The sequence below is a fragment of the Paenibacillus zeisoli genome (genome assembly GCF_003994465.1).
GTDB classification, from domain to species: domain Bacteria; phylum Bacillota; class Bacilli; order Paenibacillales; family Paenibacillaceae; genus Fontibacillus; species Fontibacillus zeisoli.
This window is the reverse complement of the sequence record NZ_RZNX01000007.1, coordinates 22,893-48,845: the sequence shown is the minus strand read 5'-3', so window position 1 is coordinate 48,845 and position 25,953 is coordinate 22,893. Positions and strand designations below refer to the sequence as shown.

The following is a 25,953-nucleotide window of genomic DNA, read 5'->3' as shown; positions in this document are numbered from 1 at the left end:
TCCTGACAGACTGCATAAGTCTTATCATGATCGTCTTATCCTATTTATCTAGTGGTACCTGTTGTTTGGCCAGTTTGGTCTGTTTGTCCTGTTCCTGTTGTGCCAGCGGCTGTACCCGCTGCTGCATCCTCAGCCTTCTTCAGCGTTTTCTTAGGAATACCATCCAGGCCATATTCCATATCATAAGCATCGAAGATTTTCCGGGCAATTGGCGCAGCACTTTGCGCACCGAATCCCCCTTCAGGAATCACTACCGCTACTGCAAGCTTTGGATTGTTACGCGGTGCAAAGGCGATAAACACCCCGTTATCGACAAGCCTTCCGCCAACACTTTGGGTCGAGGTCCCTGTCTTACGGGCAAAGTCATACGGGAAGTTGTCAAAGGCGCTGACATCCGTAGCCATCCCTTTCAGAACTTCATTCCAATAAGAGTTCTTGAATTTCGCTTCACCAAGAACCTTGGGTTCGAATTTCTTCACAATGTTCCCTTGGGCATCCTTGATCATATTGACCAGATGCGGTTCCATTCTTTTGCCGCGGGTAGCCAGCATGGTTGCGTACTGGGCAAGCTGCATCGTGGTATATTTCCCCTGCTGTCCGAAGGATGCATAGGCAAGCCGGGATAATGCAGTTTCTTTCTCATTCGTATACTCCCGGAATCCGAGATATTCATTAGGCAGATCGACACCTGTAGATACACCTAGACCGAACTTCTTCATGTATTCATCCCACAGGTCGATCCCTTTCTCCCCATGTTTCTTATAAAGTCTCTCCCCGACCATGTCTACCATAAACGTATTGGAAGAGTGGCGGATCGCATCTGCCGGGCTGTTCAGATACCCGTATACGTGACCCTGGGAGTTCTGAACTCTCGAAGAGTCATTCTTACCAAAAGTCGCGTAGCCCTTGTCATAATAAGGCGTACTGGTCGTGAACAATCCGTCATTCAGACCAATTAAGACGGACAGCGGCTTAATCGTAGATCCCAGCAGAACTACAGATTCGGGATGCTGCCCTTTCTGTCCTGAACCGAAGGAGCGAATTGTTCCGTTCTGGTACACATTCTTGATCTTGTCATAGTTGTCACCGGAGATTCCCCCGGTTCGCCATACATTCGGATCATAATCGGGCATACTCGCCATGGCAACCACATTTCCAGTGCTCACTTCCATGGCCACCGCGAACCCTGTTCTGGCATTCGGGTGATATTTACCGCTGACCGGATGTGTGTGCAGCCAGCTCAGCTGATCCATAATCGCTTTCTGCGCAGCCAACTGAACATCGCTGTCGATATTCAGGTAGAGATCATGGCCTTTCTCTGGCGGAGTCACATCCGCAATGCCGCTGGCCATGTTCCGCGGGTCTACCGAGACGCTCTTGAATCCGTTTTTCCCGCGCAGTTCGTCTTGATATTGATACTCCAAGCCGTCAAAGCCGACATCCTCTGTATCGGTATACTGCAGAGCCGGATCATCCGCCCTACCAGTCTTCAGTTTATAGAAATTCAAGCTGGTGGATGCGCCTTTAAACTTCTTAATATAGCCGACAGTCTGAACAGCAAGTCCATTCACGCCATCCTTCGGATCGGTATAGTAATTTCGAATACTCTCCTCAACCACATCAATGCCGGGATACTCCGACTTATGCTCCATGAAATAAGCAATTTCCTTATTGGACAGTCCCACCTTTAGACGACGAGGTGTAAAGCCACCGCTTAGACGCGACTTGAGATCCATCGCTTCCACAACCTGGTCCACGGTCAGCTTCTCACCGCTCTGGTCCCCCAGTTCATTGAACTTGGCGACCAATTTCTTCGCCAGCTCCTTCGCATTCGCTTCATTCTTTCCGGTGTATTCATTCGTCAATGTCATGTAAAGCGATTGAACAGGTGTGGAGTAGGCTAATTTGATATTCTTCCGGTCATAGATCGTTCCCCGTGTAGGCGGAAGCGGGATATCCTTGACGGCCAGATTACCTCCCTGCTTAATCAGACTCGGCCCTTCTACAAATTGAAGAATAGCAAGACGCACAATAATAACTGTAAAAATAGCAAATGCAGTGAAAAAAAACAGATTAAGCCGAATATTGAAATGCCGCTGCTGCGCCGCTTCCTTCTCTCTCGGATCGTCCTGGTAATTCTTTTTCATCGGTTCCTCCTACTTACTTTGACAAGCTTGGTGTTCTCTGTATTTTAACATAGCCCTGCCTCGCCCCGCGAATTTCTATAGATCGGTTCGTTAGACAGCCTTGTCAGCAATGTGCGTCTCATTAAAAGCCTTTGGATTGAACCAGTCTCCACTTTGAGCCCAGGTTGGATCAAGAGGTACCCATTTCTTGGACTCACTTAGATAGACCTCATTCCAGGCATGGGGGCCATAGCCGCCCTGACCGTTGTAACCAAGTCCTGTGATCACCTTCACTTTTAGCCCTTGCGAACGAGCCATGACGGCATACAGGCGAGCATAATCAATACAGACTCCAAGCTTGGTATCGAATGTCATCTGTGGAGTCTGTTCATGCCAAATTTGCTTTTCCTCGTAATCCTTCACTTTGTTATAGTCATAGTTAACACGAGTTCCTACCCAATCATAGAGCTTCCGGGCCTTCTCTTCATCGGTTGAGGCTCCCTTGACCACGGCTGCAGCAGCTAAGGTAATATTGTCCGGCACTTGAGCGTCAAGAACCTCGTATCTGCGCTGCATAATCCCGTTAAGCTCTTCTTCCACGCTGCGTGTGAACACAGGAAGCTTGTCTTTGATCAGACTTCCGGATAAAGGCTCGATAATAGTCTGTGCGCCTTCACGATATACCGGTGATGCCTCAACATAATGGCTGAATTGGCTGTTCGGATACAAAGTTACAATGATAAATAAGGCAGCAATGACCACGATGCAGCGCGCCCCGCCAATCACAGCACCAATTCCGGCACCCGCAAGTCTGCTTAATAGGGAAGAGGGTCTTTCCCTGTCTCTTCCACCCCAACGGCTGAACAGGGCCGTTCCTCCGAACACCAGCGCTGCCGTAATCCCAAGAATGGAACGGATGATCCAGTATCCAATTATGAAGACCACAGCGAATCGCATAAGCGGGAACTCACGGATGGCTGTAATGAGGGTATAGTAAATTTGTTCCCATTTGCTTAAATCCCGTGCCGGCAGAGCAACCCCGGACAACCACTTCTGAACAAGGGGCGACAGCCACATCGCAAAAGGAACGGATAAGGCGATTCCCACCAAGGACAAGATCCCTCCGCTAATCAGAGAGAATAGACGTCCTGCGGATCTGGAACCGCCCCGAAAGAGTCCCTGTAGAACAGAGACAGCCATAATCAGTATTAACAGTAAATTGACAAAATTATAGTTCTGCACATTTTGAACCCAGCCTTGCACGTTCCGCAAACCCCTCTCTTGATCGATCGCTAGGACTCAAAATGGTGGGTGCTATTTTGAGTTCCTTTTAGCTTCTTGAATGAAAGCATTAAGTGCATCACTTCGGCTCCATTCGCCGAGAGATACGTCCCGGAATGTAACTTTTACTTTATCGCTGTCCGGCTTCCCGGTGACTTCCAGATTGGGCGACTTGATCACATACGATCCATCCGGATTGTTCGTGAACTTGGCTTCCTTGGCTTCAGTTGTCATCATCTTGATAGCTTCACTCTTCACCGCATCCGTAGTTTGCGTGGTAAGTGTAGAAGCCACCTGTCCCAGATCCTTAAGCGAGATTCCACTGTAAATGACCAGGAAGGCCACGATAACCAGAATCAGCCCCCACTTGACCACAGTCTTGACTAAATTCACAATCAGCAGCAAAGCGACCAGTGCAATTACGAACACGAGCCAATTTTGCTTAAAAAAATCAATCCACACTTGCACGTCCATCCTATTTATACACTCCTAATTTCGTCATTTTGTGGAGCCTTACCGGCAAACGCCAAGTTGCTCTATTTATTATACATGATGGCCATATGGGATGTCAGCCTAACCCCCTGAGGGGGTTCTACCCAGTGAATTTAAGGAAATATGTTAAAAATAGCATAAGTTCGTCCCGCTGAACGTACAAGTATAGGGACTGAACTAATCATTTCACACTCTTGCCTATAAGTAATTCTTAAATTCAACTTATATGCTTCCGAAGCGAGTTTTACTTCGCAAAACTTAAGCTTATGCTTTCGAAATAGTTTTACTTCGTAAAACTTAAGCTATATAAGTTCAAATATTGAGTTACGTACTAGCCAGCCGTATGAAATGTTCTTACGATCGCTGTTGTTCTCAGACTTCTTAATTGAATTTTATAGGTAGAAGTCTGAGAACAAAGGCGAACGCTGCGCTTCTCCAGAATCATTTCACACTCTTGCCTATAAGTAATCTTAAATTCAACTTATATATGCTTTCGAAGCGAGTTTTACTTCGTAAAACTTAAGCTTATGCTTTCGAAGTAGTTTTACTTCGTAAAAACTTAAGCTTGTGCTTTCGAAGTAGTTTTACTTCGTAAAACTTTGAGGAGGGACGGTATGAAGATCGCATTTTGGCTCTATTTTTTTATGTTCATCGCTTTTTTTGACCTGCACGCCCAGTATCCGATTCTCACACCGTTCGCTCTGTCACTAGGGGCCGCCCCCACTTTCATCGGGTGGATGATGGGGATCTACTCCATCACCCATCTGCCGGGCAATCTGCTTGCAGGCCGAGGTGTGGACAAACATGGCAGCCGCCGCTATCTCATCTTCAGCTTGATCTCAGCCGGGATCATCCTGCTGATTCAGGCTCATGTCACTGCCCCCTGGCAGCTGCTCGTGCTTCGCTCACTGAGCGGTTTCGTGCTTGCCTTTCTGGCCCCGGCCTGCCTGGCCCTACTTGCTTCCCTGTCTGAAGACCGGATCAAGCAGGGTAAACTTATGGCCGGACATGGCGTAATGCACACGCTCGCATCAGTCGTGTCCCCGGCAGCAGGTGCTTTCCTGGTCGCCAAAGCGGGCTTTGGCTTAACCTTTCAGTCCCTGGGTTGGCTCCTGATCGGAACCGGAATTATTGCGGTCTTCATTGTTCATGACCGCCAGGGAAGCAGTCCAGAGCTAGCACACTCGGCATTACCGGAGGCAGGCAGGGAATACGCCGGCTTTAGGGTTATTCCCATGAGGTTTTATCTTCTGCCGCTCTTTGTTGCCTGTGCGCAGGGAATCCTGTTCTTCGAGCTTCCCCTGCAGGCCGGTGGACTCTCCGGAATCCTCGACACCGGAATTTACTTCTCTTTGCTCAGTTTAGGTGCTCTGGTAACTCTCAGCATGCTCTTTCTGCACCGATACTCGCCTTACGTGAGAGCTACAGCGGGAGTGCTTGGAATGGCGCTGGCTTTCTATTCCATGGCTTCTGCCTGGAATGTGCCCCTGGCGGCATCCCTATTCTTTCTTGGCATGTCCAAAGGTGTGCTCTTTCCGGCAATGGCTTCTCTCTTCATCGAGTTAAGCGGCGGCAAGCGACTGGGGACTGTCTTTTCCCTGCAATCGATCTCCATGTCACTCGGCGCTTTTCTTGGTCCGGTGGTGGCGGGACAAATTCGTCACGTCTTCTCTCCTTACTTTCTTGCCTTTCTCTTACTTATGGTTCTACTCGTCACCGTCCCCCCGCTTCGCACCAAACCAGAGTCTCCGACCGGAACCGGCAAGACGCCAACTACGGTAGTATGACGGCAGATAAATTTATTCTGTTTAGGCTGATGCACAAGACCCTACAGGGCAAGGATCATACTCTGTTTATGTACTAACAACCACTTGAAGGCAGGTGAATGAATCATGAGTTACGCGGGTAACTGCGGTCCTGGACCAGTCGGACCAGGAATGGGATTGTGGACTTCTACAGGTACCATCCTTGTTCTCTACATCTTGCTCGTCATCATCCTTCGCACTCCGTTCTTCTAAGATTAAGATCTGCTATACAGTAGGAGACTTGCCTGTTCAAGGCAGGTCTCTTTGAATTTTGCATGGAAAACCAAGTTAGGTTTACACTATAGAGGAAAGCCAAGCCTGTGAGGTGAGCCATCATTCCTGTATACATCATTGTTGAAGGCAAGAACGACCGCAGCAAGCTGCGCCGGGTGCTGAATGAAGAAGTTGAAATTCTATGCACCTTTGGAACCCTGAACAGCCAGAAGCTCGAGACACTCCGCAAGAAGATCAAGGATGAAGAAACCTATCTTTTCATGGACAATGACGCTTCAGGCAAAAGAATCCGCGGCATACTCAGAGACACCTTTCCGGATGCCGGACATATCTACACCCGCCGGGGCTACGCCGGCGTTGAAGGTACACCTGATGAATATGTCATTCAGCAATTAGAAAAAGCCGGCCTGGAGGAATACATTCTATATCCTCCACCCGGCTTCTAGCGGACAAGTCCAGAGACTTGTCTCTTTGCCCTATTCTTTAGCTAATCGTTCTACCTCGGCCGCTATTTCCTCGGCGCTCACGTCACTTTTATAAAATTTGCGGTAATTCCCTTCCCGGTCTACAAGTGCAATCAGATCGGAGTGCGCGAAGTTGCCGTCCCTGTCTTTATTAATGATGAACTGGAACGTATTCATTGCAAATTCGGCCGTCTTCTTCTCGTCTCCGCGCAGGAAGTACCAGCCGCTGTAATCGGCACCGAATTTATCCCCGAACTTCTTAATCTCCTCACGGGTGTCCCTTATGGGATCGAAGGAAATCGATACAAAGCTGGCGTCCTTGCCGAACACGCCGTCTTTCTTGAGCAGATTCTGGATCTGCGACATCTTGAAGGTGGTCAGCGGGCATACATCCGTGCACTGCGCGAAGAAGAAATAAAATAGCCGTACCTTTCCGTTCGTATCCTGCAGGGTAACCGTCTTCCCGTCCACGTTCTCCATGGAGAAATTCTGGACGGGACGGATCATTGGAATTTTGGGTTTACTGTATGTATCAACTAGAAGATATCCTGCCAGAATCACGCATATGGCAAGCAGGATCCAGGTCCATTTGTACTTTCTAAGCATTGTTAAAGCCACTCCTCCTTGGATGATTATCTTAAAAAAAGAACCCCATGCTGCCATGGGATTCTCTTGGTACTTCGGATATCCGGCTTAATGATGAACTGTATCCAGAATCATAACAAGCAGGGTAATCATTAGATAGCTGATGGAGAAAAGAAATACTTTCTTTGCCCAGGTATCAGTCTCCGCCTTCTTGCTGAAGCCCATCAAAGCCATGTACAGCCACATGACAGCTACAGCCTCGCCGATGATCAAGAACCACATGCCTGTATATCCATAGGCATACATAAGCGGCGGAATAGGCAGCAGCAGAGCAAGGTAAGGAATCATTTGAACTTTCGTTCTTGCAATTCCCTTAACAACAGGAAGCAGCGGGAACCCAGCTGCCCGGTACTCCTCAACCCGGCGAATGCCAAGGGCCCAGAAGTGCGGTGGCTGCCACAGAAACAGCAAAGCGAATAACAGAATCGCTCCCAGGTCAATCTTTCCAGTCACGGCAACGTAACCGATAACAGGAACTGCAGCACCCGACACGGCGCCGACTGAAGTACTCCAGGTCGAAGTACGTTTCAGCCACATGGTGTAGATCCCTGCATATACGACAAAACCAACAATGCCGCAAAGTCCGGCGAGAAGTCCGGAGAATGCGAACAGTACGCCAAATCCGGCAATCCCCAAAATAATTGAATACCAAAGCACAACGGCCGGCGCAAGCTTGCCCGTAGGAAGTGCACGACCCTTAGTCCGTTCCATCTTGCTATCAAGCTCACGGTCGTAATAGTTGTTGAATACGCAAGCTGAAGCCATAATAAGAACTGTACCCAGAAGTGTCAAAAGAAGCTTTCCATATTGTAAATCCCAACCGGATGCGAGCCAAAATCCTGCAAAAGCGGCAATCAGATTGGAGCGAAGGATTCCGGGCTTGGTCAGCGCTACAAAATCTCTCCATGTGGCAGTATCGCCGGTCGGTGATGGTCTCATAGCAATTGCTGGGGAATCCGAAGGAGCGGTGTAGCTATATTGTTTACCCACGCGGATTGTTCCTCCTTATTTGGTCATAGCGGGACAACGTTTCATCCTCTGCTATAAACTTTATCATATCAAATTGCTCAAGTGTTTGACAATTAGCCAACAATCCAAGTCATTGTATGACAATTCAGTGACACCGATACAGGAACAAAGACGAAGCCGGACATATAGTCCGGCTTAGACAGTTAACCTGTTCAAGTATGAATGGAGAACGGCTAGACAGTCGCGGAAAGCTTGCACTTTCAGCCGCTGCCCATCTGAATTTCTTGCCTGTCTTAAAACACAAAGGCCTAGGCTTTCGGCAGGAAGCCCATTCTCTTCTGCACTTCGGCAAGAGTTCTAGCAGCCAACTCTTCCGCCCGCTCTGCGCCCTGACGCAGAATATCCGTAATTTCACCGGATTCCCGAATTTGACGGTAGCGTTCTTGAATGGGCTCAAGCTTGGCGACGACCACCTCGGCAAGATCCTTCTTGAACGGTCCATACATTTGCCCTTCATAGCGTTTCTCAACCTCTTCTATTGACAAGCCCGAGCACTGGCTGTAAATGCTGATCAGATTACTGACCTCTGGCTTGCTTGCCGGGTCATACTTCACTTCACGGCCGGAGTCTGTAGTAGCCCGGCTGATCTTCTTGCGGATCTCGGCTGGGGAATCCAGCAGCGCGATATAGCTGCCCGCATTCGGATTGCTTTTGCTCATCTTATTAGATGCATCGTCCAGCGACATGACCCGTGCGCCCACTTTAGGGATATAAGGCTCAGGAATGGTAAAGAAATCACCATATCTATGATTGAACCGGCCTGCCAGATCACGCGTAAGTTCCAAATGCTGCTTCTGATCCTCGCCAACAGGTACCAGATCAGCGTTATACAGCAGAATATCCGCAGCCATCAGAGATGGGTATACGAACAATCCGGCGCCTACGGAATCTTTTCCCGAAGACTTATCCTTGAACTGGGTCATCCGCTCAAGCTCGCCCATTGAAGTCAGTGTGGTCATAATCCAGCCGAGCTGAGCGTGCTGCGGAACATGGGACTGCATATATACATTTGCTTTATTCGGATCAATGCCGGCCGCAATGAACAAAGCAGCCACAGCCTCGGACTGCTCACGAAGGGCCTCCGGCTCCTGGGTCACTGTTATGGCATGAAGGTCGACGACCATGAAGTTACAATCATATTCGTGCTGAAGCTGAACGAAGTTCTGCATTGCACCAATGTAGTTGCCAAGCGTGAGCTTGCCGCTCGGTTGAATGCCGGAGAGCACGATTTTTTTCTTCATCTGTAAATCCCCTTTATCATGTATTCAAACACAAAAAAACCCACATCCGTAAGGGACGTGAGACCGTGGTGCCACCCTAATTCGCTATAAGTCCTTGCAGCGGACTTCAGCCTTAGATTCCTGTAACGGGGAATGCCGTCCGAACATACTGGGATTCGCCCCTACTAGGCGTACTCCGTTCCTTTCGTCACTCCGGGGTCCATTCCTCATAAAGCCGCCTCACCGGTTCGCATCATCCACCGGCTTTCTGCAGGAGGCATCTCCTGACTACTTATCCCCATCAACGCGTTGCATATCTTTCAAGTTTATGTTTCCATATTAAATGTGCCTAACCAAATCTGTCAAATCAGATTTTCCGTCCCTCAGCAAAAGTGTTATGATAGGTCTAGCTTTGAATTTTGATTATAGTGGGAAAAGGAGCAACGATATGAAAAAAGTGACCAAAGGGCAATGGAACGGCTACGACACCTATATTTTACATAGCCGCGAACTTGAAGTCACACTGTTGCCACGGCTCGGGAATAATGTTATCGCGCTTACCGATAAAGTGCAGCAGCGTGAAGTGCTGCGGCGGCCCGAGGAGAACGAACTCGATTTTTATCTGCAGAAACCTTACCACTTCGGCATTCCTCTTCTGATTCCACCAGGTAGAATCCGCAGAGGACATTTCGAATATGCCGGACAACATTATCAATTCGATCGTAATACCGCTAATGACAACCATATTCACGGACTCCATCGCACCCAGTGCTGGCGGGTCAGTGATATTGAAGAAGATGAAGAGGGCTGCGCAATTACAACTGAATTCCTGACCTCTGATGATCCGGAATGGATTCGGCAGTATCCTGTTCCACTGAAGCTTGAAATGACCCTGAGACTGCAGGGTGCTTCATTATCCCAAACTTTCAAAATCACACATATGGGTGATAAGCCCGCCCCATTCGGTCTAGGACTGCATACATGGTTCCTGCTTGATGGACAGCCCGATGCCTGGACCTTACGTCTTCCGGTAACGGAGACCTACTTGCTAGATGAAGAGAATGTCTCTACCGGTGAAACGGCTCCTTTAGGCGAATTAGATCGTCTGAATACAGGCCTGAATCTGAAAGGCACGAATTTTGATACCATGTTCAGTGTCGGCGGCAAGCCTGCCGAAGCGCTGCTGCAGCGTGAAGACGGATATGCTATTCGTTACTCGGCTGATCCTGAATATTTCAAGCATTGGGTTCTCTACACCAAAGGGGAGGCCGATCAATTCTTCTGCATTGAACCGTATACTTGGCTTCCCAATGCACCGAACCTGAATCTGACTAACGAGGTCACTGGGCTTATTGATCTTCAACCTGAACAGCAGCTTACCCTTCAGGTGAATCTAGACATTGTATACCCTTCCTAAGCTATCTACGTTAAGACGGTACCGCTATTACTGCGGTTACCGTTTTTTTATTATCTCCTTAATGAAATCCCCCGTATTGCTCTAATATTTACCACCTCTTATACTCTGATTTCCTGTGCATATTTTATGAGTCTGAAACCATACTAACATCACTAAGGTCGAAGGAGGTGACAAACATGGCAGGTTCAAACAACCGTGGCGGAAGTCGTCGCAGTAACAACCTTATCGTTCCCCAAGCGAACCAAGCATTGCAACAATTGAAATTTGAAGCAGCTCAAGAGCTTGGTGTAACTATCCCTCAAGATGGTTACCTTGGAGATAACACTTCCCGTGAGAATGGTTCCCTTGGGGGCTACATCACAAAACGTCTCGTGCAATTGGCAGAACAGCAATTATCGGGTCGTTCTAACCTATAATTTGCGTTCTATCCTACAATGATATACGAACAAGCGGTCTGCTCTGAGCAGGCCGCTTGTTTTTGTGTGATTCCTGCATTCCTATTGACAACGAATGGAAAATGAATCAGCAGCTGTCTGGGCTGGTTCCTGATAATGTTTTAGAGCTAAGAACTGATACCGCTCGGGAGAGTTTTCTCTCTATCGCAGCATTAACTTGTATCAGCTTCATTCTATTTCTTGTTCTATTCACCACCAGCGGAGTTCTGCCTAAGGGGATTAGACAGCAGCACACCTGATTGTGACACTAACTTCGATTATTAGTAAAAGCAGGGCTTCCCTGATCCGCATCATGCGTATCAATTAAGTCCTGCTGCTTCTCTGCTGCTGTTCACTTGCAGTTAGCTATTCATGATCATGAATTAAGAATGCTCTTGATATGTATGGGTAGTTTCTTTCCTTGGATACCGAATCATTAGGTTGGCCATATTATAGTTAGATTCAAGCGTGGCATCAACAATAACGATGTCCTTGCGAAGTGCAAATTCATAGCTGATTTCACCATGTGTCCAGTGACGCTTGAAATTGAGCGATTCCAGAGCCATTTTTCTAAATGAAGCTTGTTGAACTGTAGTTAATCCTAGATCCTCCCCTGATAAATGTCCGTTTCTCCCACTAATCGGATTCTGGCGGATACCGAACTTGCCGATAACGTTGTTGCGGATCTGTACAAATACAGTCCCTGACGTAAGTCCTGTTAACTCTCCCTCTAACTCTCTAAATACTATATCCAGTTGTCTTGCTAATGAAAATTGTTCTGTCTTCAAAATATCCACCCTCCCTTCCCCTTTATGTTTCCCTAATATAGGGCTTACGTCTCATTATATTCCATTCTAATATACCCATCAACAATAACCTACAAAATTGGGTAATTATGCCTATATAAATATAATTTTCAATTTATCTTCTTTCAGCTTTCGTCACTACTCCTTAAATTACGACAAAAAACCGCTCAGCCAGTCAGACACAGTCTCACTGAATTGAGCGGTTAAAGTTTGCATTTTGCTGATTATTTATTCGGTCATTTCAAGGAATTGCTCGACATCCGCAACAGCCAAAGATACCGCTTCCTGCCAGAAATCCGGCTGGGTCAGGTCCACATTCAAGTGCTTCTTGGCCAGATCTTCCACCGTCATCCGGCCGGTATCCTGCAGCAGTGCATCGTATTTCTCGGCAAAAGAATCACCTTCACGCTGCGCCCGGGCAAATATGCCTGTACTGAACAGGTAGCCAAAGGTATACGGGAAATTGTAGAACGGCACATCTGTGATGTAGAAATGAAGCTTGGAAGCCCAGAAATGCGGGTGATAAGAAGCCAGCGCACCATTATAGGCTTCTTGTTGGGCTTCAACCATGAGTGCAGAGATTTCTTCCGCATTCAGCAGACCTTCCTTGCGCTTCTCGTAGAACCGGGTCTCGAACAGGAAGCGGGCATGTATGTTCATGAAGAAAGCAACACTGCGCTGGATTTTGTCTTCAAGTAGCGTAATCTTCTCTTCCTTGCTAGCGGCATTCTTCACCTGGGCATCCGACAGAATCATCTCGGCAAATGTGGAAGCCGTCTCGGCCACGTTCATGGCATAACTCTGGTTGAAGGGCGGCAGGTCATCCATAACATATTGATGGTAAGCATGACCCAGCTCGTGAGCGAGTGTGGATACATTGGATGCCGTTCCGCTGTAGGTCATGAAGATTCGTGTCTGCTTGCTTTCAATCATAGAGGTACAAAAGCCGCCCGGACGTTTGCCCTTCCGGTCTTCGGCTTCAATCCAGTTCTTATTGAAAGCATCTACCGTGAAGTCCGCCAATTTCGGACTGAAGGTCCTAAATTCTTTTACGATCTCCTCAGCCGCATCATTATATTCGATCTTGGTATCCGTCTTTCCGAGTGGAGCTTCTACATCAGCCCAGCTAAGACGTTCTACACCCAGCAGCTTGGCTTTGCGCTCAAGGTATTTCACAAATATCTGTTTGTTCTGTGCGATTACAGACCACATGGTATCGAGCGTCTCTTGGGACATCCGGTTAATACTGAGCGGCTCCTTAAGGACATCGTCCCATCCGCGTCTCTCATACAGCTTCAATCTGAAGCCTGCAAGACGATTGAGCGTATCTGCGCAGTAATCACTGACTTGTTCCCAAGCATTCTCCCATTTCACAAAGGTTTCTTCACGAATCTCACGGCTTGGATTATGCAGCTTGTTATGGGCCTGACCAGCGGACAGAACAACCTCTTCCCCATTGTCCTCTGTAAAAGGAATGCTTACCTTGCTGACGATCGTATCGTAATGCTCTCCCCAGCCATGGTATCCGTCTACAGCCAGGTCAAGAATGAGACTTTCCTGCTCGGGAGGCAGCTTCTCGCGGGTTCTTTCGCGGCTCTCATTCAGCGAGAAGGCGATAGGTGCAATTTGGGGACGCTTGATCCACTCTGAGAACACCTCGTCCTCTGTTGCACGAAGAAGGCTCTCAAATACCGTAGTAAGGCCCTGTAACTCAGCCTTGAGGGAGGTTACCTTACCTGAGAGCTGTACTGCCTTCTTGTCCGTTGTATCTTGGGCAGTCAAGCATCCCACATAGCTTCCTGCTTCAGTGATTCGGGAGTAGGCGCTCTGAAGAGAGTCAATGAAGCCGTCCAGAGATTCCGTATCCTGGACGGTCTTGGGAGCTTCAAACCCCTTCACTTGCTGCTTAAGCTCCTCAATATCCTGCTCCAGCTTGCTGAGAAAGGCTTGGAATTCTGCTGAAGAAGACCCCCCGGGGAACAAGGACTCCAGATCCCAAGTCAAGGAGACAGGCTGTTTAAGTTGTGTCATGCTATTCATCCCTTCTATATCTGTTGATTGATTAGAGGCCAAAAGTGTATAACTATTATATTAGCCCCCAGGGCACACAAGGAGGAGCCAAATGAAACCACTACAAATCTCAGCCGAAACCGCTGTTAAATTAGCCGAGAAACTCGGAGTACCTTTGGAGAACCTTATGCATATGCCGCAGCATATTTTACTGCAAAAAATTGGCGAGCTTGCGAAAGAAGATGCAGGTTCAGCGGATAAACCGAAATCATGATTCCCTTCGAGAAGGCACTTCCCTATGATATTGTGATGGGTGACATTTATGTACAGGAGTGTCCTTTCTGCGGCAGTGAGCATGTTCTGTTACCCATGAAACCACACGAAATTCTAAGCGTCCGCGAAGGCAAGAAGAAGCTTCTTGTCTTCCCATGCTGCCATACCCGGCTCACCATCCTCGATAGTGACTCGGACTATCTTCTGACGAACACGGTCGTTCGTAAATAGTTCCTACTACTACAAAATTATTGAATAACAGGGGAATCGCCGCAAGGTGCGGCGGTTCCCCTGTTGTTATGAGTGTGAGGTTAGCCTTGCATTTCCTCGGGAATTTCCATTTTGGCAGCCAGCATATCTTCTCTCAGCACTTGCCACTGTTCACGAGAAGCCCGGATCATGGCTGCATCCATAATTTTCTTGTCATTAATTACACGTGAGAACCAGCGTACTGCCTCTGAATACTGGCCTAGACGCCTGTTCAGCTCCCCAATAAGGTACATGAGTCTGGCATCATTGGCTCCGGCTCCTTCCAGCTCATACACGCGAATATAAGATTCAAGGCTAAAGCGGAGGAAACGGTTCTCCTGATCCTTAAGGTCTTTGTAACGATAAAGCCAAGCAATATGATGAAGCAGACTGGAAATAATCCGTTCCTTCTCCTGAATGGCCTGGGCACAGAGAAGCGCGAGCTTATAAGTCTCAAGCGCGGTATCCCAGTCCCTTGAACCACCGAAATCACGGAGCACAATCCGGTTGCCAATCTGCTTCTTAAATTCGGCCCGCTGGGCATCCTTCAGACGCTCGTCAAAATTCTCGGAAAAAGCAAATCCGCATGAGGGACACACTCGTACTACATAAAAATCAGGGTTCTCCTTGGCATAATACCGGCAGAAATCAGTATCCGTCTTAACAGCTCGCTTGAAGCTTGGTCTAACCCTTGATGTTGTAAATTCATGTTCGCATTGAATACAGGTTACCTTAATTGTATAGAGCGGCTCTAATTCCAATGTGCCATTCTCCCCTTCATTTATTCCATTTAACTAGGAGTATTTATAAAATGGTGAGCAGGTCCCGACAGACGCTGTAGTATAACAGCCTGAAGCGGATCCTCTACCCCGATCTCATGCAGTGCAGCAGCCATACAGGAAAGCCACGCCTCCGCACGTTCTTCAGTAACTGGAAAAGGCAGGTGCCTTGCACGCATCATCGGATGTCCATATTGATCAGAGTACAGTGATGGTCCACCGAAGAATTGGGACAGGAACATAAACTGCTTGTCCATAACAGGTGTAATATCCTCGGGAAACAAAGGTCCCAGCAGAGGCTCCGCCTGTACTCTCGGGTAGAAAGCCTCAACCAGCTTACGCAGGGTGCTTTCACCGCCAAGATTCTCATATATAGACAGACTTGGGTTGAAATTCATCTAATTCTCGCCAACTTCCCTCTAAGATCTGTAGGGCATGAACAAAGAACTGAATCCTCATGTTCATTCCCCTAGTTGCACAGTACCATTATACCAAAAAACGGGCCTTGATGTGCGCCCATCCCAATATGCAAAAAAAGACGCTAATAGGGATTAGCGTCCTGATGACGATCAGTTGGTTAGTAGCTTCGCCAGTCCTCTTCACCGGAATGGACAAGAGAGGCGCGTATAACATACACAAAGGCGCATACGAGAACACCGGCAACAAAACTCATATCCATCACTCCATCCATATGAATTAAATTCAGGCCGAAAGGTCGGGCGCTTCTTGTATTTGTATTTTATCATAACCCTGCAAAAAAAACAGCCCATTCTGAAATCGCTTTCTCAGGTTTTTTGTACTGTTTGTCCATAGGATCTCATATGTCTAATTTATAAGCTGAGGCAATTATTGAGGGGGCCCTATGCGCATGTTTCTAAAAAAATGGAGCGTTCTGCTCCTGTTAATAGGCTTAACCCTGTTATTCGGGCTTATGCTCGCGTTTCCGGATTCATCCTGGAATGCGGCAGTCCGCGGGCTCGCTATCTGGTGGGACGTGCTGTTCCCGTCCCTCTTTCCTTTTTTTGTAATTTCAGAGATGATGCTCGGTTTCGGTATCGTACATTTCATAGGAATGCTCCTGGATCCTCTGATGAAGCCCCTATTCCGTATCCCTGGCAGCGGTGGATTTGTGGCGGCCATGAGCCTGGCTTCCGGTTATCCGGTCAGCGCCAAGCTAACCTCCAAGCTCCGTGAACAACAGCTGATTACCCGCGAAGAAGGGGAGCGGCTGGTCGCCTTTACGACCACATCCGATCCGATCTTCCTGATCGGAGCTGTATCTGTAGGATTCTTTCATAATCCGCAGCTCGCCGGAACTCTTGCTGCGGCTCATTATGGAAGCTCCTTCATTGTAGGACTTCTCATGCGCTTCCATGCACCCAGAGCCACCCCCAGCCCTGCGGCAGCTGCAGCCCGGTCCGGCTTCAGCTTCCGCCTGGCTGTGAAAGCCATGCATGAAGCACGGCTTAGTGATGACCGTACCTTTGGCGAGCAGCTAAAGCAGTCCGTGGTCTCTGCACTGCAGCTTATGACCGTCGTAGGAGGACTTGTAGTCGTCTTCTCCGTACTGCTGGAGGTTCTCAGTGCATCCGGTCTTATGACTCAGCTGTATGAGCTGATTCGGCAGGTCCTTTCTATTCTCCACCTACCTCCCGCTCTTGCGGAACCTCTTGTAGGAGGAGGCTTTGAGGTTACACTTGGCGCCAAATCTGCCGCTGCGGTTCCCGCCTCTGTTCCACTGGCCTTCAAGGCAGCCGCCGCCGCATTCATCCTGTCCTGGGCCGGCTTATCAGTTCATGCCCAAATTGCGAGCATACTTAACGGAACCGGATTGCGCTACTTCCCCTTTTTGCTGGCAAGATTGGTTCACGGGGTGCTTGCCTCGCTGATGGTCCTATTCCTGTGGCCGCTCACAGGTCCTGATACCGAGGTGTTTCAAAGCTTCGAGGATTCGTCCATCTTCCAGTCAGGCTGGAGCGGACTGCCCTCAGCTATTCTTCTTACCCTGCAAGCCTTATCTCTACTGCTTATTTTGTCCGTTATCATCCGGATCATTCAGCATCTACGGAACAAAAGAAAGGCCTGGAAATGGAAATGAAACATTGTTTTCTGTCCTGTAATTGATTATGATCGGTACAAGACATAAGGCAAAGGAGCTTTCATCTTGAGATATTACGTTCTTGACCGCGGAGATCAATTATCTGTCGAGTTAAGTGAGCAATTTCATAAGCTGGCGGCCGAAAATGGATTTAAAATGGATGCCGAATCCCCCGAAATTGTGATTTCTATTGGTGGAGACGGAACGATGCTGCATGCCTTCCATACTTTTATTGACCGGATTCCCTCCATCGCATTTGTCGGGATTCATACGGGTCATCTCGGCTTTTATGCCGACTGGAAGGCCAATGAAATCCCTGAGCTGATTCAGCTTATGGTAGGTCACAAGACTCCCGAACAGCCAAGACCCCGAATTGTGAACTATCCTCTGATCGATATACAGGTACAGAAGAAGTCGGGGACTTCGTCATATATTTGCGTGAATGAGTTCACTCTCAAAGGAGTCGATGGTACGGTCGTTGCACAGGTGGATATTAATGACCAGCAGTTCGAGATGTTCCGGGGTGACGGAATATGTATCTCGACCCCTGCCGGAAGCACAGCCTATAACAAGAGCCTCGGTGGGGCCATTATTCATCCTTCTATCGAAGCACTGCAGATTACCGAAATCGCCTCAATTAACAACCGGGTATTCCGGACTGCCGGATCGCCGCTGGTGCTGCCCAAGCATCATCACTGCGATATTTATTCCCGGAAAGATCAGCGGCTGCTGCTGACCATTGATCATATCAACCACCCTGTCGATGATCTGATATCGGTTCGCTGCCAGGTTGCCAAGCAGAAAGTTAGCTTTATCCGTTATCGGCCTTTTCCTTTCTGGAACCGGGTTCGCAACGCGTTTCTCGGCTAAATAGGTTTAGAGCATGTACATGCTGTGCCAATGATCCTGTGATCATTGGCTTTTTGTTATTCCAAAGTGGCATGAGTTGGACTATTGAATTACACGTAATACGGCGGTGTGAAACGATCTTAAGGTGATTGTTTTATTCCGGAATTTCTGAGCATAGCCTATATTAATCTCTATTTGCTGAGTATGGAAATATATACAAAAATAATCGTAGACTTTAGCGCGTAGCAGTGGTATAACGAGTCTATCTGCTTTCATTTGACCTCAAGGAGTGCTTAATTTCGTGAAACGTATTACTTCCGCACTAACTGTCCTTACTCTATCTCTGGCCCTATCTTTACCGGCCTCTGCTGCTTCCAAGACGATCAAAGTCTATATTGATGGCAGCCCCATCAGCTTCTCCGCTGGAGCACCTTATACCCAACAAGGCACGACCCTTGTCCCATTTCGGGCCCTCTTCGAGAAGCTCGGACTTAAAGTGGATTGGAATGCCAAAACACAGACGGTAACAGGAAAGAAGAACGGTCTTGCAATCGGCCTGACGATCGGCAGCAACCGGGCCACCGTTAACGGAGTCGTCAAGAAGCTTTCTACCACCCCAGTCACCGTTAAAGGTACTACCTACATTCCCCTCCGGTTCATTGGAGAAGCATCCGGCGCTGATGTGGAGTGGGACAGTGACTCGAGTTCCATCTACATTCATACGGCCGCATCCGTTGCACTCGATGAGCAGCAGATTCGAACCGTGCTGAACCAAAGCATCGCCTACTTTAACAATAAAGACATTGCCAAAGTAGCTGATCTCGCTTCTTCGGATTCCCCAATCAAGGATAGTGTAGACTCCCTTCGGCAGGAGGCAGAGGATTATCCTCAATTCAGCAAACTAGCGGACCTCAAGATCGTGAATCTCGATCAAAGAATGGGAGAGGCCGTTGTCCAGACCACCGAAGAAGCTACCCGCACCGGAGGCATCTATATCCCGGACACCCGGGTTACTTATGTGTACACCTTGGTGAAGGAAGAGGGTTCGTGGAAGATTTATGATTTCAGTTCCCAGCGTGTAGACTACTTTGTCTCACAAGATACCTTGGCCAAATCCATTACTGTCCCATCCAGTGATGAGACCAGCCTTAAGCAGCTCATTGATACCTACATCAAGAGCTTTAATGACAAGAATCTGGACGGTATGCTCTCAACACTCGATCCAAGTCTTGCGACCGATGATTTCAAGAGCGATATCACCTCTTACTTCAAAGAGTATGAATTCAAATCTACCACTCCTACCGTCAAAATCATCAACTACACGGCAGAAGAAGCCGCCGTATATGTAGAGGAGAATGAGACCGTTAAGGCAGATAACGAAACTTATCAGCAGACTTATAAGTACGTCTATGTTATGGGCAAATCCAAATCAGGCAGCTGGCTGATTACAGATACTTTTACATTGGCTGAATAATTAGTAAAGGAAGTCAATAATCTATGATTAAATTATCAATCCGAAATGCACTTATCAGTACAACTCTTACCCTCTCTCTTCTACTGCTTCCAGGAGCTGCATTTGCCGCCGATAGCCAGCAGACAGCCACTACCGGGACTACGGAAGCCACCCAGGCTTCCGATACCCAGCTTATTCAGGAAGTGCTTGACTACATTAGTGCTCACAACGTATCAGGCGTTAAGCGGGAAGAGCTCATTCGGGCAGCCATTGAAGGTATGATCTACCAGCTGGATGATCCCTACACCTCCTACTTCACCGCAGATGAACTGAAGCAGTTCCAGGATTCCATCAACCAGGATTATGTAGGCATCGGTGTCACTTTGTACTTTGATAACAACAAGCTGTATGTAGACAGTGTAATATCCGGCTCACCTGCGGAGAAGAGCGGTCTCAAAGCCGGGGATGTGATCACCCGGATTAACGGCGAGGCAGTGACGGGACCCGATACCGCAGCGGGTCTGGCCGGCGAGGAGAACACCCAGGTTACAGTTACCGTACAGCGCAGCGGCAAAACCTTAAGCTTCTCAGTGACCCGTGCCGAAATCTTCCTGCCTACCGTGAATGCGGCAATCACGGACAGCAAGATCGGCTATATCCAATTGACCAGCTTTGCAGAGAATGCGGATGAGGATTTTGCCGATGCCCTAAGCAAGCTTCAAGCCTCTGGCATGAAGTCACTGGTTCTGGATCTTCGTGATAATGGGGGCGGTTATATTGATACCGCTAATAATATTGCGAAGCATTTTATAGACAAAGGTATCCTAATGTACACCCAGGATCAAAGTGGATTATTAGTTCCCCAGACCATCACAGATGGCGTAAAGATCGGAGTACCCGTAGTGGTGGTTACGAATGAGAACAGTGCCAGTGCCTCCGAGATTCTAACGGGCGCCCTGCGGGATAACCACGTAGCTACCACGGTAGGAACAACTACTTACGGTAAAGCCCGCATTCAGAATGTGATCTCCCTGTCCAACGGAGATGCGCTCAAGCTGACTACAGAGAAATACTTGACCCCAAGCAAGGAAGATTTCAACAAAATCGGCCTTAAGCCCGACTTTGAAGTGAAGAACAGTACGGCTCAGCTGATTACCGCCTTCTCTCTTGCCGGGATGAAGACCATGAAAATCAGCGGAGATAACCATTCACTAAGCGTGAACGGAAAGTCCTTTAGCGGGACACTGGACACGATTAAGAAAGGCAGCTCCATCTATGTTCCGGCACGTGTGCTGACATCGCTGGTACTAGGAGAAGTGGCTTGGAACGCGAAGGACAAGAAGATCATCGTAACTGACGGTAGAGGACAGCGTAATGGCTTCACCGTGGCATCCAATCAAGTAGTGTTCCAGAATCAAGAGAGCTATATTGAGATTCATGCCTTTGTGAAGAAGTACCCTTCGTTAAAATGGAGCTATAGCCAGAACAAGCTAACGCTTAGCACCCCATAAATCAACCACAAAAAAAAGGTTCCCGATTATTCGGGAACCTTTTTGTTATTCGGCTGCGCATCCTTGGATGGGTCTGGTGCTTGCACCGCGCCGTCCTGCACGGTCTGACTCTTGGCCGGTGGCTCAACTGCCTGTGCTGGTGGTTCAACAGCCTGTGCCGATGGCTCAGCTGCTTGTGCCGGCGGATCAACCTGCTCTTTAACACGGCCCTGAACCTGTGCAGGTTTCGGGGCTGTCTTCGGCTGCTCGGGCTCATTCCCGAGCTTGTCCGCGGACTGTTCTCTCGGTTCGGATGAATCTTTGATCACCGCTTGCGGTTCACGGGGAACATCCTTGACTCTTTGAAGCACAAAATAAGGACATCCAAAATTGCAGTACTCATTAATATAATCCATGATCCCGGAAATCGAAGAGTCCTTGTTCACTTTGGGATGATTATCCCGGTAGAATCCCTTCAGACGCAGCTGATTATAGCCCCAGTCCCCGATAATATAGTCATATCGCTCAAGTACATCGCTGTATCTTTGTTTAAACGCCTCAGGATCCCAGCCATTTCGGTTCTCCTGAATAACTTCGTAGCTTTTGCCATTAACCTGGATCAAAAGAACGTTCCCCCTCTATTCCCCTTAAGCTGTCGTGTGAATGCCTTCCTTATTGCTCTTGGCAGATTTCACCTGCTCATGGGCATGATAAGAACTGCGGACAAGAGGTCCGGATTCCACATGGCTGAAGCCCCGCTTCAATCCTTCTTCCTTAAGCTTCACAAATTCTTCAGGACGGTAATACTTCTCCACATCCAAATGCTTCGGAGAAGGCTGCAGATATTGACCGATCGTAAGGATATCGACATTCACCTCGCGCAAATCGTCCATAGCCTGAAGAATCTCATCCCACTCTTCACCCACACCCAGCATGATGCTGGACTTCGTTGGAATCTCCGGCTGCATTTCCTTCGCTTTCTTCAGAAGCTCGAGTGAGCGGCGGTATTTCGCTTTCGCCCGAACCCGGTCAGACATCCGTTCCACCGTCTCGATATTATGATTCAGGATATCCGGCTTCGCATCCATAACAATCTTCAAGGATTCCGTATCCCCAAGGAAATCGGGAATCAGAACTTCCACACTGCACAGGGGCAGACGGCGGCGGATCGCATGAATGGAGCCTGCAAAAATTTGCGCTCCCCCATCCTTAAGATCGTCACGGGCCACGCTGGTAATTACGCAGTGCTGCAGGTTCATATTCTCCGCAGCTTCGGCTACGCGCTCAGGCTCTTGAAGATCAAGCTCTGTCGGCATCCCTGTATTGACAGCGCAGAAACGGCAGGCGCGTGTACAAATGTCACCCAGAATCATAAAGGTAGCGGTACGGTTAGCCCAACATTCATATATATTTGGACAGCGCGCTTCCTCGCACACCGTATGTAGTGTTTTGGAACGCATCATGTTTTTGATGTCCTGGTAGTTCTCTCCGGTAGTCAGCTTAATCCGAATCCAATCCGGTTTTGGCTCTTTCACTTGTTTAGACAAGGGTCTGACCTTCCTTCTTTTATAGTTCAATCCATATTTCTGCCCATTATTATACCATGAAAGTAATTGAAATACTTCTCAGAATAAAATAACGTAACTTGTTCCACATTAAAGGAATCAGACTTACGGCCTGAATTATTACCCCTCAGGCAGCAGGAGGAGGACATACAGCGTGAATAACAGAAGTTCATTAGGGAGTCAGGTCCGCTCTATTCTTCTGGGTTTGTTGATTCTTGCCCTGGTCTGGATCGCTCCATCTCCCCGGGCTATGGCAGCAGAAGCCAAGGACAAGACTAAAGATACTGCGAAGCAGGACTCTTTCCTCGCCCGGCGACAGCTCTACGAAGAGATGGGCAGCCTCTTGCATATACCTTGGTATAGGCTTGCTGCAGTAGACCAGTATGAAAGGACTCTTACACCTAACTCCAAAGAGGCTAAGTCCGAGAATCGATTGACCCGGATATCTTTTCTCCCTCCTGTCTGGTCGGGCTGGGTGAACCCGCAGCCTGAGGATACGAATCCCCTATCCATTGCTTTGTTCGGAGGGATGGGGAAAGACGCAGACGGCGACGGGATTGCAGATCCGAAGAACGACAGGGATGCGCTTTTTACTATGGGGCGGTATATCAACAGCTTTGGTTATGCCGAGGACGATTTCCGCATTGCTTTATGGAAATACTACCAGAATGACCGGGCTGTTCAGCGGATCAGCCAATTTGCCCGAATATACAAAGCTTTCGATCGGCTGGATCTGTTCGAGAATGCATTCCCGCTGCCAATCTCCAGTATGTACAGCTACAATGATACCTGGGGCAACTCAAGGCATTGGGGAGGCTTTCGAATTCATGAGGGCAACGACTTGTTCGCTCCCTATGGAGTTCCTGTTCGAAGCGTCTGCTACGGTATTGTGGAGATTAAGGGCTGGAATCCATTCGGCGGATGGCGGATTGGAATCCGGGACCTCAACAACCGCTACCACTACTATGCTCATCTAAGCGGATATGCGAAGAATATAAATGTAGGTGATATGATGACACCAGGCCAAGTCGTGGGCTGGGTAGGCAGCAGCGGCTACGGCCCTCCAGGTACTCAAGGCAAATTCCCGCCGCATCTTCATTTCGGCATATACCGCGATAATGGCCGGAGCGAGTGGGCTTTCGATCCATACCCTCTATTAAAGAAATGGGAGTATGCTGAAAGAGCCCGCCTTCGTAAAAAGTAAAACAAGGGCCGTCCCTTAGTTGGGGCGGCCCTTGTTTTGCGGCTAAAGTCCAGTGGGCGGTATAAGGATCTCTGACGAGCGCCGGCTCCCTTCCCTCTTATCCCGAAGGATTCGCTGGAAGCGTAATATTCGGCGCATTCGGGCTGTTCTCTCCAACCGGATTGCCGTTATTATCATAATAATAAGTCGGCACATCGCCAACAACCAGCAGATAGGAGACAGGAATCTCGGTCTCTACAGATTGAGGAACCATATCAAATGGAACCACGACCGATACCTCGGTCTTCACCCGCAAATACACCTCGACCAGAATCATATTAATCCCCGCATTTTGTCTTCGGGTATTCAGATCGACCTTCACATCACTCTTGGGTTCAATACGGAACGGAATTTTGGGACCAAAGGAAGCAAGAATCGGACTCCCCAGCGCTTGACCGAGCGGGATGTTCTCGGACAGCTTGGAGATTCGGTCCAAGGTGGACTGAACCGTGTGAATGGTATCCGAGGTGATTTTCATATGAGCCGAATAGTTGAGGACAAAACCTTTTATTTTGCCCGTATCATCGGTCTTCCACTCAATTAAGTCATCGAACTGCTTCTGGTCCTTCACTTGGGCCGTGATGGCCTCATTGATAGATTCTGTAGCAATCTGCTTGACCCGGACTTTGGCCAAATTGCTGATAGGCTCTTTCATCTGACTTTCGACATACAAGAAGAACTGCATCACGCACACAATGACAATAATTACTGAGATCAGCCAGACCTTTCGTCTGCTGAACTTCTTTCTCTGCCTACGACTGTGCCATCTCCGCCGTCTTCTCCACACTGACAGGCCCCCCTACTAGCGGTCAATCTTCACTAACTGTACGGAATGATTCATCTCATATAAGTTATGCGGGACAGCTCTGAAAAAGAAGAACAAGACCTCTACCCGGCGGATAGGGTCCATTTGGCTAATCTATATTTATCTGTACAAATCCTATATATTTAAGATGAGAACCTATTACATCAAGGAGGTTAATCAGCATGAAGCAGGTTAAGGCGTTTGGGCCCCAGGATCTGAGAGTGGTAGATGCGGAGCAGCCTTTGGCCGGTACCGGTGAGGTTGTCGTTGAAGTCAAGGCGTGCGGAATCTGCGGTTCGGACAAATGGTTCTGGCATGTGCAGGAGCCTTCAGACTATGTAGCAGGACACGAAGCAGCCGGGATTGTGGTCTCGATTGGTGAAGGGGTGCAGCATCTTCGCCCCGGAGATCGGGTAGCTGTCAATAATGTCCGGGGATGCGGGGAGTGCCCGGCCTGCCGGCAGGGACAATTTGTTCGCTGTGCTCATGGAATTACGCATATGGGATTTGGATTTTCAGAAATGATAGCGGTTCCAGAACGAAATTGCCTGGTGCTGGATGACGCTATAAGCTATGAGGCAGGCAGTTTGATCTTCGACAATTGGGGAACCCCCTATTCTGCCCTGCAGCGGACAGGGATGGGCGAAGGTGACTGTGTTGTGGTTACGGGCTGTGGACCGATCGGTCTTGCTGCCATCACACTAGCCAAGCTTCGGGGGACCAGAGTGGCAGCAGTAGATCCGGTCCAGACAAGACTGGATGCGGCTATCCGGCAGGGAGCTGATCTTGCACTTCTCCCTGAAGGGGCGCCTAATTCCTTGCTAGAATGGATAGGGCCTGAAGGTGCCGACTATGTCCTGGAATGCTCAGGCAAGCCATCCTCATATGAACTCGCCTTCTCGGTTCTGGGAATGGCCGGTACTCTGGTCGTGATCGGTGAAGGTGCCCAGGTTGAGATTAGCTCAAGCGAGCTTATTCATAAACATCTGACGTTGTCAGCTTCGCTGTACTCCACCATGCAGGATGGAGCCGATGTTCAGAATTTAATGCTGCAGGGATCGATTGATCCTATGGCATTTGTTACACATACATTTCAATTGAAGGAGCTTCCTTCAACATTTGGCCAGGTTATCGAATGCAGTGATGGGCTGCTTAAAGCGGTTGTGGTCCGCTGATCTTTCAGGTG

26 protein-coding genes are annotated in these 25,953 nt (G+C 48.6%); 13 read left to right on the top strand and 13 right to left on the bottom strand.

Annotated features, from left to right (window positions below; genetic code table 11):
* Nucleotides 1–44: 44 nt before the first annotated feature.
* The 3 genes from EJP77_RS15275 to EJP77_RS15265 form a co-directional block, all read right to left on the bottom strand.
* On the bottom strand, nt 45–2,147 hold the full coding sequence (locus EJP77_RS15275; protein WP_127200114.1) for a peptidoglycan D,D-transpeptidase FtsI family protein: 2,103 nt from the start codon (nt 2,145–2,147) through the stop codon (nt 45–47).
* A gap of 90 nt (nt 2,148–2,237) precedes the next feature.
* Nucleotides 2,238–3,326, bottom strand: coding sequence for a transglutaminase domain-containing protein (locus EJP77_RS15270; RefSeq protein WP_127200240.1), 1,089 nt, complete (start codon nt 3,324–3,326; stop codon nt 2,238–2,240).
* Between the two features lie 114 nt (nt 3,327–3,440).
* Nucleotides 3,441–3,881, bottom strand: a complete 441-nt coding sequence (locus EJP77_RS15265) for a hypothetical protein (protein WP_127200113.1) — start codon at nt 3,879–3,881, stop codon at nt 3,441–3,443.
* 632 nt (nt 3,882–4,513) lie between these two features.
* Here EJP77_RS15265 and EJP77_RS15260 point away from each other — a divergent pair.
* The 3 genes from EJP77_RS15260 to EJP77_RS15255 all read left to right on the top strand — a co-directional run bounded on the left by EJP77_RS15260 (nt 4,514) and on the right by EJP77_RS15255 (nt 6,384).
* Nucleotides 4,514–5,686: an MFS transporter gene (locus EJP77_RS15260; protein ID WP_127200112.1), complete on the top strand. Its 1,173-nt coding sequence runs from the start codon at nt 4,514–4,516 to the stop codon at nt 5,684–5,686.
* Nucleotides 5,687–5,791: 105 nt separating this feature from the next.
* Nucleotides 5,792–5,917: a hypothetical protein gene (locus tag EJP77_RS21010; RefSeq protein WP_281278498.1), complete on the top strand. Its 126-nt coding sequence runs from the start codon at nt 5,792–5,794 to the stop codon at nt 5,915–5,917.
* A 122-nt stretch (nt 5,918–6,039) separates the two neighbouring features.
* Nucleotides 6,040–6,384, top strand: a complete 345-nt coding sequence (locus tag EJP77_RS15255; protein WP_127200111.1) for a toprim domain-containing protein — start codon at nt 6,040–6,042, stop codon at nt 6,382–6,384.
* 30 nt (nt 6,385–6,414) lie between these two features.
* On the opposite strand, the gene EJP77_RS15250 is transcribed toward EJP77_RS15255, so the two are convergent.
* The 3 genes from EJP77_RS15250 to trpS all read right to left on the bottom strand — a co-directional run bounded on the left by EJP77_RS15250 (nt 6,415) and on the right by trpS (nt 9,317).
* Nucleotides 6,415–7,008, bottom strand: coding sequence for an SCO family protein (locus tag EJP77_RS15250; RefSeq protein ID WP_127200110.1), 594 nt, complete (start codon nt 7,006–7,008; stop codon nt 6,415–6,417).
* Between the two features lie 87 nt (nt 7,009–7,095).
* On the bottom strand, nt 7,096–7,986 hold the full coding sequence (gene cyoE, locus EJP77_RS15245) for a heme o synthase (protein WP_127200239.1): 891 nt from the start codon (nt 7,984–7,986) through the stop codon (nt 7,096–7,098).
* A gap of 338 nt (nt 7,987–8,324) precedes the next feature.
* Nucleotides 8,325–9,317, bottom strand: coding sequence for a tryptophan--tRNA ligase (trpS, locus tag EJP77_RS15240; RefSeq protein ID WP_127200109.1), 993 nt, complete (start codon nt 9,315–9,317; stop codon nt 8,325–8,327).
* Nucleotides 9,318–9,744: 427 nt separating this feature from the next.
* Here trpS and EJP77_RS15235 point away from each other — a divergent pair, with 427 nt between their 5' ends.
* Complete coding sequence (locus EJP77_RS15235) at nt 9,745–10,713, top strand: aldose 1-epimerase (RefSeq protein ID WP_127200108.1); 969 nt, start codon at nt 9,745–9,747, stop codon at nt 10,711–10,713.
* A 176-nt stretch (nt 10,714–10,889) separates the two neighbouring features.
* Nucleotides 10,890–11,129, top strand: a complete 240-nt coding sequence (locus tag EJP77_RS15230; RefSeq protein ID WP_127200107.1) for an alpha/beta-type small acid-soluble spore protein — start codon at nt 10,890–10,892, stop codon at nt 11,127–11,129.
* 401 nt (nt 11,130–11,530) lie between these two features.
* On the opposite strand, the gene EJP77_RS15225 is transcribed toward EJP77_RS15230, so the two are convergent.
* Both EJP77_RS15225 and EJP77_RS15220 read right to left on the bottom strand, forming a co-directional pair.
* Nucleotides 11,531–11,938 carry an O-methyltransferase gene (locus EJP77_RS15225; RefSeq protein ID WP_127200238.1) on the bottom strand — a complete coding sequence of 136 codons (408 nt, stop codon included), beginning with the start codon at nt 11,936–11,938 and terminating at the stop codon, nt 11,531–11,533.
* A 243-nt stretch (nt 11,939–12,181) separates the two neighbouring features.
* Nucleotides 12,182–13,984 (bottom strand): M3 family oligoendopeptidase, encoded by a 1,803-nt coding sequence (locus tag EJP77_RS15220; RefSeq protein WP_127200106.1) that lies wholly within the window; start codon nt 13,982–13,984, stop codon nt 12,182–12,184.
* A gap of 91 nt (nt 13,985–14,075) precedes the next feature.
* On the opposite strand from EJP77_RS15220, the gene EJP77_RS15215 reads away from it, so the two are divergent.
* Both EJP77_RS15215 and EJP77_RS15210 read left to right on the top strand, forming a co-directional pair.
* Nucleotides 14,076–14,237: a YycC family protein gene (locus EJP77_RS15215; RefSeq protein ID WP_127200105.1), complete on the top strand. Its 162-nt coding sequence runs from the start codon at nt 14,076–14,078 to the stop codon at nt 14,235–14,237.
* Nucleotides 14,234–14,467, top strand: a complete 234-nt coding sequence (locus EJP77_RS15210; RefSeq protein ID WP_127200104.1) for a hypothetical protein — start codon at nt 14,234–14,236, stop codon at nt 14,465–14,467. Before EJP77_RS15215 ends, EJP77_RS15210 begins: the two co-directional genes overlap by 4 nt.
* 80 nt (nt 14,468–14,547) lie before the next feature.
* Here EJP77_RS15210 and EJP77_RS15205 read toward each other — a convergent pair whose 3' ends face one another.
* Complete coding sequence (locus tag EJP77_RS15205) at nt 14,548–15,246, bottom strand: DUF2225 domain-containing protein (protein WP_127200103.1); 699 nt, start codon at nt 15,244–15,246, stop codon at nt 14,548–14,550.
* A gap of 29 nt (nt 15,247–15,275) precedes the next feature.
* Complete coding sequence (locus EJP77_RS15200) at nt 15,276–15,662, bottom strand: globin domain-containing protein (RefSeq protein WP_127200102.1); 387 nt, start codon at nt 15,660–15,662, stop codon at nt 15,276–15,278.
* A gap of 470 nt (nt 15,663–16,132) precedes the next feature.
* On the opposite strand from EJP77_RS15200, the gene ylbJ reads away from it, so the two are divergent.
* The 4 genes from ylbJ (at nt 16,133) to EJP77_RS15180 (ending at nt 21,175) form a co-directional block, all read left to right on the top strand.
* A complete protein-coding gene (ylbJ, locus tag EJP77_RS15195; protein ID WP_425464255.1) occupies nt 16,133–17,362 on the top strand; it encodes a sporulation integral membrane protein YlbJ in 1,230 nt (409 codons plus the stop codon).
* Nucleotides 17,363–17,428: 66 nt separating this feature from the next.
* Complete coding sequence (locus tag EJP77_RS15190) at nt 17,429–18,232, top strand: NAD kinase (RefSeq protein WP_127200100.1); 804 nt, start codon at nt 17,429–17,431, stop codon at nt 18,230–18,232.
* A gap of 280 nt (nt 18,233–18,512) precedes the next feature.
* Nucleotides 18,513–19,685 (top strand): stalk domain-containing protein, encoded by a 1,173-nt coding sequence (locus tag EJP77_RS15185; protein WP_185897367.1) that lies wholly within the window; start codon nt 18,513–18,515, stop codon nt 19,683–19,685.
* A gap of 23 nt (nt 19,686–19,708) precedes the next feature.
* Entirely contained in the window at nt 19,709–21,175 is a 1,467-nt protein-coding gene (locus EJP77_RS15180; protein WP_127200098.1) for a S41 family peptidase, read from the top strand.
* Between the two features lie 26 nt (nt 21,176–21,201).
* Here the strand turns inward: EJP77_RS15180 and EJP77_RS15175 are convergent, their stop codons facing one another.
* Both EJP77_RS15175 and lipA read right to left on the bottom strand, forming a co-directional pair.
* Nucleotides 21,202–21,777 (bottom strand): YutD-like domain-containing protein, encoded by a 576-nt coding sequence (locus EJP77_RS15175; protein WP_127200097.1) that lies wholly within the window; start codon nt 21,775–21,777, stop codon nt 21,202–21,204.
* A 24-nt stretch (nt 21,778–21,801) separates the two neighbouring features.
* Nucleotides 21,802–22,731 carry a lipoyl synthase gene (lipA, locus tag EJP77_RS15170; protein WP_127200096.1) on the bottom strand — a complete coding sequence of 310 codons (930 nt, stop codon included), beginning with the start codon at nt 22,729–22,731 and terminating at the stop codon, nt 21,802–21,804.
* Between the two features lie 142 nt (nt 22,732–22,873).
* Between lipA and EJP77_RS15165 the strand changes: the two genes are divergently transcribed.
* Entirely contained in the window at nt 22,874–23,923 is a 1,050-nt protein-coding gene (locus EJP77_RS15165) for a M23 family metallopeptidase (RefSeq protein WP_425464254.1), read from the top strand.
* Between the two features lie 97 nt (nt 23,924–24,020).
* Here the strand turns inward: EJP77_RS15165 and yunB are convergent, their stop codons facing one another.
* A complete protein-coding gene (gene yunB / locus EJP77_RS15160) occupies nt 24,021–24,749 on the bottom strand; it encodes a sporulation protein YunB (protein ID WP_127200095.1) in 729 nt (242 codons plus the stop codon).
* A gap of 200 nt (nt 24,750–24,949) precedes the next feature.
* On the opposite strand from yunB, the gene EJP77_RS15155 reads away from it, so the two are divergent.
* A complete protein-coding gene (locus EJP77_RS15155; RefSeq protein WP_127200094.1) occupies nt 24,950–25,942 on the top strand; it encodes a zinc-dependent alcohol dehydrogenase in 993 nt (330 codons plus the stop codon).
* Nucleotides 25,943–25,953: the final 11 nt, after the last annotated feature.

Excerpts from the sequence above, each read along its gene's own strand:
- EJP77_RS15270 (WP_127200240.1), bottom strand. The coding sequence starts at position 3,326 with ATGGCTGTCTCTGTTCTACAGGGACTCTTTCGGGGCGGTTCCAGATCC.
- EJP77_RS15155 (WP_127200094.1), top strand. The coding sequence starts at position 24,950 with ATGAAGCAGGTTAAGGCGTTTGGGCCCCAGGATCTGAGAGTGGTAGAT.
- EJP77_RS15210 (WP_127200104.1), top strand. The coding sequence starts at position 14,234 with ATGATTCCCTTCGAGAAGGCACTTCCCTATGATATTGTGATGGGTGAC.
- EJP77_RS15265 (WP_127200113.1), bottom strand. The coding sequence starts at position 3,881 with ATGGACGTGCAAGTGTGGATTGATTTTTTTAAGCAAAATTGGCTCGTG.
- EJP77_RS15200 (WP_127200102.1), bottom strand. The coding sequence starts at position 15,662 with ATGAATTTCAACCCAAGTCTGTCTATATATGAGAATCTTGGCGGTGAA.
- EJP77_RS21010 (WP_281278498.1), top strand. The coding sequence starts at position 5,792 with ATGAGTTACGCGGGTAACTGCGGTCCTGGACCAGTCGGACCAGGAATG.
- EJP77_RS15235 (WP_127200108.1), top strand. The coding sequence starts at position 9,745 with ATGAAAAAAGTGACCAAAGGGCAATGGAACGGCTACGACACCTATATT.
- ylbJ (WP_425464255.1), top strand. The coding sequence starts at position 16,133 with ATGTTTCTAAAAAAATGGAGCGTTCTGCTCCTGTTAATAGGCTTAACC.
- EJP77_RS15215 (WP_127200105.1), top strand. The coding sequence starts at position 14,076 with ATGAAACCACTACAAATCTCAGCCGAAACCGCTGTTAAATTAGCCGAG.
- EJP77_RS15220 (WP_127200106.1), bottom strand. The coding sequence starts at position 13,984 with ATGACACAACTTAAACAGCCTGTCTCCTTGACTTGGGATCTGGAGTCC.
- trpS (WP_127200109.1), bottom strand. The coding sequence starts at position 9,317 with ATGAAGAAAAAAATCGTGCTCTCCGGCATTCAACCGAGCGGCAAGCTC.
- EJP77_RS15260 (WP_127200112.1), top strand. The coding sequence starts at position 4,514 with ATGAAGATCGCATTTTGGCTCTATTTTTTTATGTTCATCGCTTTTTTT.
- EJP77_RS15250 (WP_127200110.1), bottom strand. The coding sequence starts at position 7,008 with ATGCTTAGAAAGTACAAATGGACCTGGATCCTGCTTGCCATATGCGTG.
- EJP77_RS15275 (WP_127200114.1), bottom strand. The coding sequence starts at position 2,147 with ATGAAAAAGAATTACCAGGACGATCCGAGAGAGAAGGAAGCGGCGCAG.
- EJP77_RS15180 (WP_127200098.1), top strand. The coding sequence starts at position 19,709 with ATGATTAAATTATCAATCCGAAATGCACTTATCAGTACAACTCTTACC.
- EJP77_RS15230 (WP_127200107.1), top strand. The coding sequence starts at position 10,890 with ATGGCAGGTTCAAACAACCGTGGCGGAAGTCGTCGCAGTAACAACCTT.
- cyoE (WP_127200239.1), bottom strand. The coding sequence starts at position 7,986 with ATGAGACCATCACCGACCGGCGATACTGCCACATGGAGAGATTTTGTA.